Annotated in this window: 14 protein-coding genes; 11 read left to right on the top strand and 3 right to left on the bottom strand. The window is 49.0% G+C overall.

Going from position 1 to position 16455, the window contains the following annotated elements:
- Nucleotides 1-13: 13 nt before the first annotated feature.
- Both hyaB and hyaA read right to left on the bottom strand, forming a co-directional pair.
- On the bottom strand, nt 14-1717 hold the full coding sequence (gene hyaB, locus CF168_RS11335; RefSeq protein ID WP_089067907.1) for a nickel-dependent hydrogenase large subunit: 1704 nt from the start codon (nt 1715-1717) through the stop codon (nt 14-16).
- Between the two features lie 3 nt (nt 1718-1720).
- The gene (gene hyaA, locus CF168_RS11330) at nt 1721-2857 is read right to left on the bottom strand and encodes a nickel-dependent hydrogenase small subunit (protein WP_089067906.1); all 1137 of its coding nucleotides are present in this window, start codon (nt 2855-2857) and stop codon (nt 1721-1723) included.
- 350 nt (nt 2858-3207) lie between these two features.
- On the opposite strand from hyaA, the gene CF168_RS11325 reads away from it, so the two are divergent.
- From CF168_RS11325 to CF168_RS11280, 10 genes are all read left to right on the top strand, one after another.
- Entirely contained in the window at nt 3208-3675 is a 468-nt protein-coding gene (locus CF168_RS11325) for a TlpA disulfide reductase family protein (protein WP_086903675.1), read from the top strand.
- A 3-nt stretch (nt 3676-3678) separates the two neighbouring features.
- Entirely contained in the window at nt 3679-3900 is a 222-nt protein-coding gene (locus tag CF168_RS11320; RefSeq protein WP_086903676.1) for a DUF4266 domain-containing protein, read from the top strand.
- A gap of 107 nt (nt 3901-4007) precedes the next feature.
- Nucleotides 4008-5366, top strand: coding sequence for a DUF3570 domain-containing protein (locus CF168_RS11315; RefSeq protein WP_089067905.1), 1359 nt, complete (start codon nt 4008-4010; stop codon nt 5364-5366).
- Nucleotides 5367-5462: 96 nt separating this feature from the next.
- Nucleotides 5463-6365, top strand: coding sequence for an FAD:protein FMN transferase (locus CF168_RS11310; RefSeq protein WP_089067904.1), 903 nt, complete (start codon nt 5463-5465; stop codon nt 6363-6365).
- A gap of 10 nt (nt 6366-6375) precedes the next feature.
- Nucleotides 6376-7035 (top strand): response regulator transcription factor, encoded by a 660-nt coding sequence (locus tag CF168_RS11305; RefSeq protein ID WP_011716887.1) that lies wholly within the window; start codon nt 6376-6378, stop codon nt 7033-7035.
- Nucleotides 7036-7148: 113 nt separating this feature from the next.
- Complete coding sequence (locus tag CF168_RS11300; RefSeq protein WP_089067903.1) at nt 7149-8543, top strand: ATP-binding protein; 1395 nt, start codon at nt 7149-7151, stop codon at nt 8541-8543.
- 444 nt (nt 8544-8987) lie between these two features.
- A complete protein-coding gene (locus CF168_RS11295) occupies nt 8988-10625 on the top strand; it encodes a glucan biosynthesis protein G (protein WP_011716889.1) in 1638 nt (545 codons plus the stop codon).
- Nucleotides 10626-10648: 23 nt separating this feature from the next.
- A complete protein-coding gene (gene mdoH / locus CF168_RS11290) occupies nt 10649-12832 on the top strand; it encodes a glucans biosynthesis glucosyltransferase MdoH (RefSeq protein ID WP_089067902.1) in 2184 nt (727 codons plus the stop codon).
- A gap of 230 nt (nt 12833-13062) precedes the next feature.
- Nucleotides 13063-14739 (top strand): L,D-transpeptidase family protein, encoded by a 1677-nt coding sequence (locus CF168_RS11285; protein ID WP_089067901.1) that lies wholly within the window; start codon nt 13063-13065, stop codon nt 14737-14739.
- 123 nt (nt 14740-14862) lie between these two features.
- Complete coding sequence (locus CF168_RS11280; protein WP_011622603.1) at nt 14863-15411, top strand: DUF882 domain-containing protein; 549 nt, start codon at nt 14863-14865, stop codon at nt 15409-15411.
- Here the strand turns inward: CF168_RS11280 and CF168_RS11275 are convergent.
- On the bottom strand, nt 15362-15796 hold the full coding sequence (locus CF168_RS11275; RefSeq protein WP_011716892.1) for a hypothetical protein: 435 nt from the start codon (nt 15794-15796) through the stop codon (nt 15362-15364). The genes CF168_RS11280 and CF168_RS11275 overlap by 50 nt on opposite strands.
- A 312-nt stretch (nt 15797-16108) precedes the next feature.
- Here CF168_RS11275 and rplY point away from each other — a divergent pair, with 312 nt between their 5' ends.
- On the top strand, nt 16109-16396 hold the full coding sequence (rplY, locus tag CF168_RS11270) for a 50S ribosomal protein L25 (protein ID WP_011622605.1): 288 nt from the start codon (nt 16109-16111) through the stop codon (nt 16394-16396).
- The last annotated feature ends 59 nt before the right edge of the window (nt 16397-16455 follow it).

Below are 16455 nucleotides of genomic sequence, written 5' to 3'. Positions count from 1 at the left end.
CCCTCCCTCGTTGTTATTGACCATTGGGGCTGACACGGAACTCGCTCAGTGCTTGACCTTTGAAATCCATCACGTGTACTGAACACGCCATGCAAGGGTCGAATGAGTGAATAATACGTATCACCTCAAGGGGCTTAGTGGGATCTTCCAGTTTCAAACCAATGAGTGAGGCTTCGTAGGGGCCAATCTTGCCATTGGCATCCACTGGACCTGCGTTCCAAGTGGTGGGTACCACGGCTTGATAGTTCTCAATGACGCCGTTTTTGATGCGGATCCAGTGGCTTAACATGCCGCGTGGCGCTTCAATCATGGCGTGACCCACATATTCACGACTTGGGTCGATATGGGGTTTCACATAGGTGGTTTCATCGGATTGAATATTGGTTAACAGGGCATCGAAGGTTTTCAGACCTTCCTGCGCCACGATAACCGTTTGCAGCATCCGCGCGGCGGTGCGGCCTAAGGTGGTGAACAGGGCTTCAACCGGCAGACCCGTGCGAGCCAGCAGCGCATTGACGGCATCGACCACCACTTTGTTGCCACGGGCATAGCTCACCAGCAGACAGGACAATGGACCCACTTCGACCGGCTCGCCTTGATAGCGGGGCGATTTCACCCAAGAGTATTTACCATCGCCATCTAAGGTGGGCAGTTTGCCATAAACCGTATCGCGCTCAACAAAGCCGGTGTAGTTGGGGATAGTTGTGCCATCGTAGGGATGCTGCGGCGCATCGGCGCTATACCAAGCATGACTGACGTCTTCGGCGATAAGCTCTGGGTTGATGTCGCTCACGCCCGCTAGGTCGCCTTTCATGATCACGCCTTGGTCGAACAGATATTCGCCATTGGCGAGTACAAAGTCATTGGTCGCCATGAAGTTTTTAACGTTCACGCCGCCAAGTACGCTGGCTTCACCACTAAAGGCTTCCGCCGCCATGACGATATCCGCCTGATAGGCACGCAAAATAAAGTCGGTCACTATCGCGTGTTTTTGTTTCCATTCCTGCAGGCGTGCAGGGCTTAACATATCGCGCACTGAGGTCACACCACCCACAACCAATGATTGTGGATGCGGCTGTTTACCCCCGAAAATCGCCAGCATTTCGGCGGCAACCCTTTGTACTTCAAGGGCTTTGAGGTAATGCGACAGGGCAATCAGGTTTTGCTCTGGGGTAAATTTATAGGTGCCATTGCCCCAGTAAGCGTTAGCGAAGGGGCCGAGTTTGCCGGTTTCGACAAAGCCTTTAACCCGCTCTTGCACCGCTCTTAATTCGCCTTCGCCCGCAGCAATCGGCTTGTCGGTATATTTAAGGGCAACCTGAGCAGCCTTGGCGGGATCGGCGCTTAAAGCTGATACCACATCCACCCAGTCTAAACCGTGTAGATGATAGAAGTGCACTATATGGTCATGCATATAGAGCGAAGTTTGCATCAAGGAGCGCAGGTATTTCGCGTTTAACGGGATTTGAATGCCTAGGGCATTTTCCACCGCTTCGGTACCACAGCGATAGTGGGAATAAGTACAAACACCGCAGATCCGCTGCACAATCAGCCCCACGTCCATTGGCGTGCGGCCCTTGAGGATAACTTCAATACCACGCCACAGGGTAGAGGATGACCATGCTTTGTTGATGACATTATTCTCATCAACTTCGACTTCGATACGTAAATGACCCTCAATACGGGTGATAGGGTCGATAACAACGCGCTTGCTCATGGGTTATTCCTCCAGCGGCTTGGCAAAAATACTGGCAACGGCGTGGGCTCCAATGCCGACGACGGTCGCGCCTAAAATCACCGCACCGACTGTGTCTGCGGTAGCATCCAATCCATGGAGTAGTTGACGGCCAAGGGGTTTTTCAAAGTCGGCCATATCATCCCAGAAGTTAGGTTCTGAGCAGCCCATACAACCGTGGCCCGCTAACACTGGCCAGCTGGTATGGTGGTTAAAGCGCTCTGTAGGGCAGTTGTTATAGGTATAAGGTCCTTTACAGCCCACTTTGTAGAGGCAGTAACCTTCCTTCGCACCGTGATCGCCAAACTCTTCAACGAACTCACCGGCATCGAAACGGCCGCGGCGTTCACAGTTATCGTGCACCCGTGCGCCATAAGCCCATTTAGGACGATTAAACATATCCAGGGCAGGTAATTTGCCGAACATGATGAAATACATCAGGGTGCAGACGATGTTTTTCTCACTCGGTGGGCAGCCACCTAAGTTGATCACAGGCTTGCTCACGACTTCGTGTACCCCTTTCGCCCCTGTGGGGTTAGGGTAGGCGGCTTGCACGCCACCAAAGGAAGCGCAGGTGCCCACAGAAATAATCGCCGCGGCGCCTTCGGCGGCATGCTTGATAATTTCTAAGCCGGTATGACCTTTACAGCCCACGGTTAAAAAGCTGCCGTTATTAGCGGTCGGTACGGCACCTTCAACGGCGAGTAGATAACGGCCCTTGTAGGTTTCAAGAGCGTGCTCGAGGTTTTCTTCTGCTTGCCAGCCGGCAGCGGCCATTAAGGTTTCGTGATATTCCAACGAGATATGGTCGAAGATCAGCGAATCTAAATTAGGCGTATCGGCGCGCACTAAGGATTCAGAGCAGCCAGTACATTCGGCCATGTGTAACCAGATTAAGGGTACACGGTCGGCGAGTTCGGCGGCTTCGGCAACTAAGTTACTAAAGGGCAGTGGTAGGGCGAGCATGCCCGTCACCATGGCGCTCCACTTCATAAAGTCACGACGGGTGATGCCGTGTTGTTGTAATTTTTCGATTAATGTTTGCTGTTGACGGGGAGCGAGTTGGCGCAGTGCGTCTAAGCGCGCCTTTCCCTGTTCATAGAGGGCTGCATGTGTGTCCATGGGTCAACCTTTTTGTTATTTGAATGTAAATTGGTAAGGGTTTACATAATTGACACTGCCAGTTTAGGCCTTAGGCGATACAGAATTCTTGATGCATATCAAGAATTTTCAAGAGATGTGATGAAACTGATTTTGACATTTAATTAACATGATGCAGATCTAATTTCGATTTTGCTAATGGGACAAAATGTCGCACTTTTAACCTTTTTTCTGTTGCAGCTCACTTTGTAATCAATTGATACGGCAAACAATAACCGCCAACGCGAGCTTAAATTTATTCTTCTACAGTTTAAGCAAACCTTAAGATTCAGTTAATAAATTCAAACGCAATTGTGATGGATGGACCTAGTATGAAAAAACTCTTGTTGTTACTCAGTTTGTTAAGTCTTGGCGCCCAGGCTGCACCGTCGCTGGAGCATCAGGTGTTTGATGCAAATAACCAAAGTGTTTCCTTGACTGAGTTTAAGGGCAAAGTGGTCTACGTCGATTTTTGGGCGTCTTGGTGTGGTCCGTGCCGTAAGTCTTTCCCTTGGATGAATGCGATGGCACAAAAGTATCGCGAGCAAGGTTTAGCCGTGGTGGCGATTAACCTCGATACCGATAAGGCGCTTGCCGATGAATTTTTAAAGCAGGTGCCTGCGACCTTTACTGTGCGTTTTAACCCTGAGGGTGATGTGGCACGAAGCTTTGATTTACTGGGCATGCCCAGCAGCTTTATGTTCAATCGCCAAGGCGAGTTAGTTAAAAGCCATGTGGGCTTTTACCAAGATAATGCCGCCGATTATGAACAAGAACTCGTGAATCTGTTGAAGGAGTAAGTTATGCGTAACATCGCGTTAGTTACCATGTCGTTAGTGATGTTAGGGGTAAGTGGTTGTTCGAGCCTTGGGGTGCAGCCTTGGGAAAAAGGACAACTCGCGCGGGCGGATATGGCCCTTGACAGTGAAAAGTTAGATCAGGCGTTAGACGATCATATCTACTTCAGTAAGGAAGGTAGTAGCGGTGGCCGCGCGTTTGCGGGCGGCGGCTGCGGTTGTAACTAAGCCTTGTACATTCAACAAGTGGTACCTGAGGTTTAGCCTACTGAGGTTTAGCATAAATTAGGTTTTTAGTCTAAAAACGCGTTAATGACATAAAGGTGTTGTCTGCCATGACAAATAATAACAATAAGTTAGACTCAATCGCCCCACAATCGCTGCAAGTCACAGCACAGGTAAAACCCCAGACTAAACATATTGCCAGCGCCTTAGCCTTAGCCAGTTGTGGCTTGTTTGTCTCAAGCGGCCATGCCACTGAGCTTGCAAAAAATGCCGATGATTGGAAAGTCGATGCCGCGCTGATGTACTACGGCGAGCAAGACAGGGTACAAGCGGTTGAAGCCATAGGTACGGCGCAGAAAAACTTTGGCGACGACAGTGTGCTGGATTTAAAGCTGGTGGTCGACAGCTTAACGGGGGCCTCGGCCTCCGGTGCGGTCGCCCAAAGCGACAGCCAAACCTTCACCCGTCCTTCCGGTAATGGCCAATATAAAGTGGCGGCCGGTGATACACCGCTCGATGATACCTTCCACGATACCCGAGTGCAGGGCAGTGCCAATTGGTCACAGGCGCTCAATTCCGATTGGAAAGTCAATGGCGGCGTGTATGGCTCAAAAGAATTTGACTATATGTCGATGGGTATTAATGCAGGGGTAGAACGTGGTTTTAACAAGGACAATACCACGCTGTTTTTGGGCACGGCCTACAGCTTCGATGTGGTTGACCCCGTCGGTGGCAGACCCGTAGCCTTATCCTCTATGGCTATTCGCGACAATTTTACCAGTGATGAAGCTTACCGCAGTGCATTCGATGCGACTCGCCAAACGAGCAGTGACGATAAACAAACCGTCGATTTGATGCTAGGGATCACCCAAGTACTAAATCAACGTTGGTTATTACAGGCGAACTATGGATTATCCAGCGTCAGCGGCTACTTAACCGATCCCTATAAAGTGTTGAGCGTGGTGGACAATAACGGCACGACCGAGGATATTGTCTACGAAAATCGTCCCGATTCGCGCCTGAAACACAGTTTTTATGTGATGACCAAAGGGGCACTCGATTCCGGCGTTGTGGATTTCTCCTACCGCTATAACACGGATGATTGGGATTTAACTTCGCACACCTTAGAAACCCACTATCGCTATTACTTCAGCGGCAGTTTCTACGGGCAATTGCATTTACGCTATTACCAACAGTCGGCGGTGAATTTCTATCAACCGTTCCTGCTTGCCGATACGCCGTTACCCGAATTTGCCAGTGCAGACTACCGGATTGGTGATATGAGTGCCTATACCATTGGCGTTAAGTTTGGTCACCGTCTGTCGGGCGGCCATGAAATGACATATCGCTTGGAATATTACCAACAGGATCCGAAAAACAATGGCACAACGATCCCGGATGAGCTGCAAAACTACGACTTGTTCCCGACCCAAAAGGCGATAACGGCGCAGTTTAGTTATTCTTTTTAAAGGTATACTCTGTTACTGAGCCGCAAACAAAGCGCTCAATATGGAGGTGTTGCCCATATTGAGCGTTACGCGAAGTCACAGAATAAGGATACGAAGATGCCAGCAGTTTCCCCTAATCCGCCATATCGACTCGCGCGTCGAGATTGGGGGTATTTAGGCGAATTTAGGGCCATGGCTAGCCCATGCGAGCTATTAATCGCAAGCCATGATGAGGATATTGCCTACGATATGCTCGATATGGCGGTGCGCGAGGCGCAAAGAATCGAGCAAAAGTACAGCCGCTTTATTGAGGGTAACCCGCTATGGCGGCTTAATCATGCTCAGGGGCAACGCAGCGCTATTGATGAAGAAACCTGGCAACTGTTGGCTTTTGCGAAACAATGCTTTGAGTTGAGCGATGGGCTCTTCGATATTTCGGCGTGCCCATTGATGCAGCTGTGGCGTTTTACGGCCGATGCCAAGATGCCCGACAAAGCGGATATCGAGGCTGCACGAGCCTTAGTTGGCTTTGAGCGCATCGAATTTAATTCCCATGAGTTGTTGATGCCCCAAGGCATGCAGCTCGATTTTGGCGGTATCGCCAAAGAATATGCGGTCGATAGGGTCGCCTATGAGCTTGCCGAGTCCTATGCGGGGATTTCGGTATTGGTCAATTTTGGCGGCGATATCGCTTGTCCAGTGGCAAATGCCGTGCCTTGGCAGGTGGGGATTGAAAATCCGCATCAGCTCGACCATGCCGCGAAAGTGCTGGCAATAACCCAAGGCGCTTTAGCTACCAGTGGTGATACACGGCGATTTATTGAAGTTGATGGCAAGCGTTATGGGCATATTGTCGATCCGCGCACTGGCTATCCGGTAAGTGGGGCGCCGCGCTCGGTGACAGTTCTTGGGCCAAACTGCGTCACCGCAGGCATGTTGGCCACCATGGCCATGTTACAGGGTGAGCAGGCCGAAGCCTTTTTAGCCGAGCAATCGGTGCAATCTAGTATTTTTCGATAGGGCATTATCAATGCGTATCATGTTAGTGGAAGACAACGAGTTATTAGCCCAAGGGATCTGCTTGAGCCTTGCCAAAATGGGGATGCAGGTCGATCACCTAAGTAGTTATCAGCAAGCATTAGTGGGCATTAAGAATGAAACCTTTAGCGCCATAGTGCTCGATTTAGGCTTACCCGACGGCAATGGTAAGGAGCTACTTAAAGCGTGGCGGGCAGAGGGCGTGTCGATTCCGACCATTGTGCTCACGGCCAACACGGATTTTGATACCAAACTTGAGTGCCTCGATATCGGCGCCGACGATTATTTAGGTAAACCCTTCGATGTGCGTGAGTTAGCCGCGCGCATTCGGGCGATCGTTCGCCGGCAATATGGTCTGGATAATAACAGCTTGAATATCGGTGCATTAAGTATTGACCTCAACACCCGTGAGGTGAGTTTTCGCGATCAAAATGTGCCGTTATCACGTCGGGAGTTTCAGCTGTTACTCGAACTGGCGCAATCCGCTGGCCGAGTGTTAACCCGTAATCAGCTAGAGCAGTTAACCTATGGCTGGGATGAGGTTGGCAGCAACTCGATTGAGGTCCATATCCACCATTTACGTAAAAAGTTAGCCAATGACTTGATTAAGACCGTACGCGGCATTGGCTATACCCTAACCGAAGTCAATTAACCTGAAAATTAACGCGAGAGTCAGGATTTAAGTGACAAACTCGGCGTTTATCGGTATTTAGTAACAGCCTTTTAGGCATGTTTACTCTCACCATAAACGACGGGGACTACGGGGTGAATCGACTCAAGGTGCTGGATGTGTACTCATTACGTTTGTTATTAACCTTGCTGATGCTCTCAGGGATTTCGGTTTCCGTGGGCATTTCAAGCTGGTTCAGCACCCGGGATTCTAAGCATCAAATCGAAGAGTTATTTGATGCGCAAATGCTGCAAAGCGCGAAAATGCTTGAGCTTTTTTATCACGATGAGGCGGAATTTAAAACGCCACAAGAGCTGCCGCAAATTCTCCATGTCCCCGATAGCCAGATCAGTACCTTTGCACAAAAGGCCGATGCGCTAAAGCTGGCCTATGAGCACAAACTCGCATTTCAGATCTGGAGCGAGGCGGGGCAAGCGCTGGTGTTTTCAGACAATATCGGCCGACAACCCATAACTAAGTTTGTTCAAGGCTATAGCAAAAAAGTGTTCGAAGGGGAGCTGTGGCATGTGTTCAGCTTTTTTTCGGTTAAACACAAAGTCTGGATCATCACAGCCCAGCAAGATGAAGTGCGCCAAGAGCTGGTCTCGCAAATTATGCACAATGCCGTAATCGTGCCGCTGATCGTTGTGCCCTTGACCTTACTTATCGTCAGCTTGCTGTTTTACATCTTATTCCGTCCGTTGAAGTCCTTCGAGCGCGAGTTAATGGCACGCTCGCCTAACGATCTCACGCCGCTCACAATGTCACTGCCTAAGGAACTCGTGCCTGTGCGCCGCGCGCTAAACCAATATATCAGCAGCATTGCGCACTTTATTGCGAGGGAGCGTCGCTTTAGTGCCGATGCGGCCCATGAGTTAAAAACCCCCTTATCCGTGATTAAATTACATCAACAGGGGTTAGAAGGTTTAGTGGGCGAGGGTGATGCGGAGCGCATTCACCTCGCCGCCATCGATGCTGGTGTGAAGCATATGAGTCACACCGTTGAGCAGCTTTTGTTGCTTGCGCGGGTCGATTCAATTGCCGAACTCAATGTGCAGCCTCATCCGTTACTGCCAATGGTGGAAGATGCGCTGAACCAGCTAATGCCACTGATCACTGACTATGAATGGAATATCGAGATCGATGCGGCATTAACGCTCAACTGCGATCGGTTTTACCTACTGATCGTGCTAAAAAACATCATCGAAAATGCCTGTAAATACAGTCCTGTCGAAACTGAGATTAGTATCAGTGCCGCAGTCACCCACGCCCGCGTCGTGGTAAAGATCGCCGACCGCGGGCAGGGCATGACTCTGGAGCAAATCGCCAGCGCCACGGAGCGTTTTTACCGCGTCAATGAAAACGAAGGAATAGGCGCGGGATTGGGGCTGTCCATCTGCCACCACATCATTGATTTACACCAAGGAGAATTGACGATCACGCCCCGTGAAAATGGCGGTTTAGTGGTCACGCTTGTGCTTCCCCTGTAACTCACATTTCAAATGGTATTTCAACGCGATTCGCAGCCTTAACATAATTATTTTATGCCCGCTGGCTCGCGTATTGGCAGGCATCATCTAAGATTTGTAGTTAGGGCAAATCGCTAAGATGAGTGATACCGCAAATTTGCAAAACAGATTGATTTTGTTTCTATTATGCGAACTTGGCAGCACTTTATTAGCACTTGTAACTTTTAAAGATCAAATTGGTATGTTAATTCGAATTTGATATTCTTTATTGGTATAAGTATATTGCTAAATAGTATCGTGCAAAAGGAGTTAACTGCATCTTTATTTATGAGTTTTTTACTCCTTCTGATATCTTTCGCGATATGTAACAGCCTGTGTTTTTTTTCGTTCAAACAGCGGTAAAAAAATTTCACTGTGCACACAAAAAACGTTGATTTCTTAGTTTATTTTTAGGTTACCTATCCTATGGTTAGCTTGTTGCGTTGCCAATCGTTTAAACCTTCTTCTTCACTCATTTGCTCACTGGCGCTTAGCGCAGCATTTGCGCTGTCGAGCTCGGCATTTGCTGAAGAGACAAAGCCTGCTGAAAACAAACCCGCCACACCTGTGGTGAGTCCACCTAAGGCGACGGCTCAGCCGGCGAACAAAAATCAAGTGAGATTTACTAAAACGGGCACCTTTGATGGCGACTCAGTCGTGAAGTTAGCTCGCAAGTTGGCTTCTAAACCTTATGTGGTATTGAAGGATCCGCTGCCAGCAGGCCTCGCTAAGTTAACCTACGATGAATACCGCGACATTCGCTTTAACCCGATTTCGTCGATTTGGCGTGACCAAGGTTTACCATTCCAAATGCAAATGTTTCACCGTGGCTTCTATTTCCAAGATTTAATCGAAATTGCCATTGTTGAAGCTAACCAAGCGACTCACTTAGCCTACGAGCCTAAGTATTTCACTGCGGGTGAGGTTATCACTCAAGCGTTGCCAAATGATGACATTGGTTACTCAGGTTTTCGCATTCATAACCAGTTAAACACCAACGGCGTTTATGACGAGTTGATGGTGTTCCAAGGTGCGAGTTATTTCCGTGCCTTAGGTAAAGGTAATTCCTATGGTTTATCTGCCCGTGGTTTAGCCTTGAAAACCGCAGACCCTGAAGGGGAAGAGTTTCCGATTTTCCGCGCATTTTGGGTTGAACGTCCTTCCTACGACAGCAACTTGATCGTGGTTCATGCTCTGCTTGATAGTCCAAGTGTAGCGGGCGCGTATCGCTTCTCGGTGCGCCCAGGTGACAACACCCAAATCGACGTTGAAGCGACATTATTCCCTCGCGTCGAACTCAGCAAAGTGGGTCTAGCGCCAAGTACTAGCATGTTCTTACATTCACTCAATGGCCGCCATGATACCGACGACTTTAGACCCGAAGTCCACGATTCAGACGGTTTGTTAATGTTTAACGGCCGCGGTGAGCACCTATGGCGCCCACTGGCTAACCCACGCCAATTACAGGTAAGTGCGTTTTCTGATAACTCGCCACAGGGTTTTGGGTTAATTCAACGTGAACGCAATTATGCCTCTTATCAAGATCTCGAAGCCCACTATGAGCGTCGTCCAAGTTTGTGGATTGAACCTGTGGGTAACTGGGGCCAAGGTGCAGTCGTTCTGACAGAAATTCCAACAGAATCAGAAATTCATGATAATATCGTGAGCTTCTGGAAGCCGCGTCAGCCTATTCCTGCGGGCAGCGAATATCATTTTGCTTACCGTATGAGCTGGGGCGAGGAGCCAGTGGCGAAAACCAATTCTGTCGTGGTGAGTCGTACTGCCAGTGGTCGTGCCGACATCGCAAAAGCGACCCCAAGACGTTTGTTTGTCGTGGATTATCATCTTAACGGCGCTATGCCCGATGAATTACCGCTCGCGAAGGTTGAGTCTTCCGGTGGGGTGATTTCAAATGTGGTTATTGCGCGTAACGCGGCTAACAATGGTTATCGCCTCGCGTTTGAGTTGGAGCCAGAAGATAAGGAACTTATCGAATTACGTGCCGAACTCAAGTTCTCAACACCGCGTCAGGTTGAAACCTGGCTCTATCGCTGGACGCTTTAAGGTCCATGACGGAGCAACATAATATGACTGTATCCGAGAATTCGGTTCTTGAGACTGAAGTGCTCGTGGGTGGTAGCGCCATGCCTAATGAAAGGCCTGGCGCAATGGAACCCCAAAGCTTAAGCCAAATGCCTGAAGGATTTCCGCGTCGTAGCACCGTAGCCAATGGTGTGCGCTCGAAGGTATCCCGTCGATTCTTTGTCGTGGGCGGAGCTTTGGCGCTGTCTGCTTTTGCTATCTACGAAATGGGCGCTGTATTCAGTATCGGAGGGATCACTCCCCTCGAATATCTGATGTTGGTGTTATTTGCGATTAACTTCTGCTGGATTGCCTTGGCGTTTTGTAGTGGTATCGCAGGCTTCTTCATATTGCTGAAAAAGCCCAAGCCAAACGAGCTTGAGCAGACTGAGCTACATACCCGCACCGCGATTTTGATGCCAACCTATAACGAGTCGCCTGATCGGGTGTTCTCCGCGGTATCTGTGATGGCGGAAGCCTTATCCCAAACGGGGCATGGTCATGCGTTCGATTGGTTTATCTTAAGTGATACCACAGATCCTGAAATCGCCCTGTTAGAAGAACAGGCGTTTTTAGTGCTGCGCCAAGAAACCCATAAACATTCTCGCGTGTATTACCGCCGCCGTCGTAAGAACGTGGCGCGTAAAGCGGGTAATGTGGCGGATTTCTGCCGCCGTTGGGGCTCTCGTTACGATCACTTATTGGTGCTCGACGCTGACAGTTTGATGGAGTCATCGACCATCACTGGCTTAGCACAACGTATGCAGGCCGATCCTGACGCCGGACTTATCCAGACGATTCCATCGCTCATCAATGGCACTACCTTAATGGCGCGTCTGCAGCAGTTTGCGGCACGTATTTATGGTCCTGTGATTGGTACTGGGCTCGGTTGGTGGGTACAAAAAGAAGGTAACTTCTGGGGTCATAACGCCATTATTCGTACCGAAGCCTTTATGGGCGCAGCAGGTCTGCCAAACCTGAAAGGTAAACCGCCATTTGGTGGTCATATCCTAAGCCATGACTTCGTCGAAGCGGCGCTGATTCGCCGTGCGGGCTGGAGTGTGGTCATTGCCTACGACTTACCTGGCTCTTATGAAGAATGTCCGCCATCTATTGTCGATTTAGCTGTGCGCGATCGCCGTTGGTGTCAAGGTAACTTGCAGCATTCCCGTATTCTGCCAACTAAAGGCTTGCACTGGGTCAGCCGTTTGCACTTAATGACGGGCATTATGGCGTATCTGTCATCGCCATTCTGGTTGTTATTGATTTTGACCGGTTTGATGCTCGCCTTGCAGGCACACTTTATTCGTCCTGAGTATTTTACCGACCAATTCTCGCTGTTCCCGACATGGCCAATCATGGACTCGGATAGGGCATTAAGATTGTTCTATATCACCATGGGCGTGTTGTTTGGACCTAAGATTTTCGGCGTATTATTGCTGCTAAAAGATGGAAATTTTGCCCGCAGTGTCGGTGGTCGCATCAAGGCGATTTTGAGCGTGATCTTTGAGGTGATCCTCTCTGCGCTAATCGCACCTATCATGATGTTTATCCACTGCGGTGCGGTGATGTCGATTCTGATGGGGCGTGACAGTGGCTGGTCTCCACAGCGCCGTGACGATGGCAGCATGCCTTGGTTAACCCTGATCTATCGCCACCGCTGGCATATGCTGGCGGGCGTGATGTTAGGTTATGCGGCGATTTTGGACTCCTTAACATTGCTTGCGTGGATGAGCCCCGCCTTGATTGGTCTGTGGTTAGCCGTGCCGATTTCGGCGTGGACGGGGTCAATCAAAATTGGTGAGTTCTTTAAACGCATTGGCATTTTGGCCACGCCAGAGGAGCGTAATCCTGCGCCTATCTGTATTCGTGCTCAAGAGGCACGTGCCGCTTATCAGGCGCATATCGAGCAGCCTTGGACATTAGCGCAAGTGTTAAAAGATCCAGCGTTAATGGAACTGCATTTAGCTATGGTTGATAAGCAGCCACTGCGTGCGGCGGGTACACCCATTGAACCGGTTGAAGCTATTGTGCACGTAAAAGTGCATGAAGCGCAGTGCCAACAGAGTGCCTTGGCGTTATTTAACCGTCAGGAGATGGCGCTGGTGCTAGCCAATCCGCTGATGCTGCGAAGCTTGCAAAAGCTGCCAGAGCAGTTTGTGCCAGAAGACTTGGTCTCTTTCTGCTAGGTAACACGTTTTTAGGGTAATAATTCACCTCGCTTAATGGGCTTAATTGTTGTCAAATAATTGAAATGCCACTGACGTCTGTCAGTGGCATTTTTGTTTTATCCCTTTGCTCGCCTGCATTTCGGCAACGGCTTCAGCTATAGTGAACACAGATTACTGGTGAATTGAGTGTCGATGTTTGCACTTGCGGTAATTTTACGGTCAAGAATCTGCTGTGACAGGGGACGTTTATGATGCCTGTGAGTCGATTAACGCTAAATCCTAATACATCCAACCGCAGCTTTAGTTCACTTAAGCGCTGGCCACTCGGTGCATTGTTGATGGGACTTTCGCTTGCAGTCATAGAATCCTACGCCGCCGAACCACTGGTAACAGCACCTTTAAGCGTTGAAGCAGAAAGGGTTGAACAGCCCGCTCTTCCGCCTTCCGCAGAAGTCGCTGACCCAGACACTGCAGTTGAGCAAATTCTAGGGCAAACCTTACTCTTGAGTCTTGCCGATGTTAGCCCGGTTTTTAGCGCCAATTATCAACAGTTGATCCAGTGGCAACATAGGGCGCTGAATAACGAGGAGCAATTGAAGCTTCGCCAAATGCAGCTGCAATTGGATAACTATTGGCAGTATCTTGATGCCCAAGCTGAATGCACTGCGCCATGCCTATCGGCAGCACTGATCCCTAAGGATACGTATTTTCGCGCTGTGGTCCTCAAGTTGAAGCAATTGATGGCGTTAGCGGAATCCTCTTCGTGGGAGACACTCATCCTCGAAGATAAGCTCAGTCCAGGGCAAGAGAGCCCGCTCATTGCGCCGATTGCACAGCGCCTTTTCCTATTAGGTTTTCTAGCAGAGATGCCTAGCACGGCTTCCGAGTCTGTAGCCGATGAAGCAGCTTTGCCAGTATCTGAACTAGGATCTGAGCCAACCATTGAGCCAGACATCATTTCACCAGACGCAACAACTCATGCTGGAACAGTTGCACGGACTGAGCAGGCTTCAACTGATAACAATTCCATGCCTTATGATGATGAACTGGTTCGCGCGATCAAAAACTTTCAAACCCAGCATGGCTTACAGGCGGATGGGGTGATAGGTAAACAAACCCTGTATTGGCTTAATCAATCTCCCTATGCTCGGGCAAAGCTGCTGGCGAAAAATACCCTTAGGCAGCAGCTTTTTACTCGCACCTTACCTGCAAGCTATCTGGTGATAAACATCCCTGCATTTGAGCTGCAATTCGTCGAAGCGGGGAAGGTGATCCTTAATTCAAAAGTAATAGTGGGCAAAGCATCGCGGCCAACACCGCTGCTAAGTAGTCATATCTCCAGCGTGGTGCTCAATCCACCGTGGCGCGTACCGCGCACCATAGTGCGGCGCGATATCATGCCCCATATACGCCAAGATGGTCATTACCTGCAGGACCGCGGGTTTGATGTTTACGACTATGACGGCGCGCGAGTCGAACATTCGCCGCAGGAGTGGCAAGAGTTAGCGTCCAGCCATTTTCCCTATCGTTTAGTGCAACGCCCCGGGGCGAAAAACGCCTTAGGTCGATATAAATTTCATTTCGACAACAGTTTTAGTGTGTATTTGCACGGAACTTCTGAGCCAAGTCTCTTTAAAAAGACCGATAGGGCCTTATCATCGGGTTGCATTCGGGTTGAAAAGGTCGAGGAGCTGGCCCGCTGGTTTCAAACTCACTTAGTTAAAGATACGCGCCTTTGGGACAAATTAACGCCTAATACCACTCAATCCCAATGGTTTGCGCTGTCAGATACCATGCCTGTCTACACGGTTTATTGGACAGCATGGCTTGATGATGCTGGGCAAATTCAATATCGCAATGATATTTATCACTTAGAAGTTGAGTTTACCCAGGCGGTGCCTGCAGCAATTTTTTACATTCTATAACGACCTGAACTTTTAAGAGATTTTGAAATCTGAAATCTTGTGAGCCAGTCAAGGCTTGATCTGAATGGCGATTCAGTATAATTTGCGGTTTTAGTGTCCAAAAAACGAACAAAAGGTGATGATGTGACGTTACTTTGTCCTGCCCGTAGGCAGTTGTTGTTAGGCCTCAGTGGTGTGGCATTGTGTTCTTTAATTCCTTCTAAAGCGTTTGCAAGTCGGTCGACCAAAGGGGTTCGCGATCTCAGCCTCTACAATCGCCACACGGGCGAGCATAACAATGGCAGTTATTGGATTGACGGCCATTACCAGAGCGAAGTGTTGAATGATTTTAGTCACTTGCTGCGGGATCATCGCCAGAATGTGGCGGCGCCCATGGATAAACGCTTATTCGATCTGCTTTACACCCTCAAGAGCACCCTCAATACGGAGAATGAGATCCATGTGATTTCTGGTTATCGTTCGCCCAAGACTAACGCCATGTTGGCGGGTAAGAGCAGTGGGGTGGCAAAGAAAAGTTATCACATGCAAGGCATGGCAATGGACATCGCTATCCCGGGTGTGAACCTAAAGACCCTTCGTGATGCGGCGTTATCGCTTAAATTAGGAGGAGTGGGTTATTACCCTAAGTCAGGTTTTGTGCATGTTGACTGTGGCCCAGTCCGCCACTGGTAGTCTTATCGTTTTGCACTGAGAGCTGCTGATAAAACTGCAGCTCGAGTGCTTGAATATCCTGCAAATAATGTTTTAACAGCGGCAAAAAGAGTTGCCCAAGCTTGTTCATTTCCCGGTGTTGTTGCCAGTCGTTCACATGCTGATTGAGGCACTGTGAAAACTTAAATTGCCTGAGTCGTTGGCCTTCAACCGCGGATGATTCACAAAGCTGCATCAACATCAGTAAGCTACGATTTTTTTGTTGAGTGCAGGCGAGCAGTTCTAACAGTTTCAATTCGATCGTGGTCTGCTGATAGGGTACAGTTTCGATAAGTGAGACGAGTTCACGGGCTAATTGGCATGAAAGACGATTTTCTTGTTGCAATAAATACAGCTCGTGACGCATGTTTGACAAGACTAAAGTGACAAAATTTGCCCGAGCTTAGCAGGCATCGACTGGCTTAAGTGTGATCAAGATCGCGGGTTTTTTGATTCAGATCAAAGCCGCTTCGGCTATTTAACAGGCTACAAACAAGTTTTCCAATTCAATAAATACTCTTTGTGATTTATAACGATAGCCGCTCGGTATCATTCAGGTTTAAGAGTGGGGCTGTTCTTGTACCTGCTGAGTAACTGTGTTAGTATGCGCGCGCTTTATATGAGTCACCATTGGTCGAAAATGGTGACGGTTTTTACTCTAAATTTAAGTGAGAAACACATGTCTTACACTATCCAAGCACAAACCCGCACTGAAATAGGGAAAGGTTCGAGCCGCCGCCTACGTCATGCAGGTAAAGTTCCTGCTGTTATCTACGGCGCAGGCAAAGAGCCAGTTTCTATTGTTTTTGATCACAAAGACATCATCAACATTCAAACTAACGAAGACTTCTACACTTCTGTTGTGACTATCGTTTTAGATGGCAAAGAAGTAGGTGTTCGTGCACAAGCTATGCAACGTCACGCGTTCAAGCCAATGATCGAGCACGTTGACTTCGTTTACGCTTAATCGCGTGATTGAAGCAAAAAAGCGCCTATAGGGCGCTTTTTTTGTGGCTGTTTTTTAAC

It is taken from the genome of Shewanella bicestrii (assembly GCF_002216875.1).
Classification (GTDB): domain Bacteria; phylum Pseudomonadota; class Gammaproteobacteria; order Enterobacterales; family Shewanellaceae; genus Shewanella; species Shewanella seohaensis.
The sequence above is the reverse complement of the archived record's forward strand: the minus strand, read 5'-3'. Positions and strand labels throughout refer to the sequence as shown.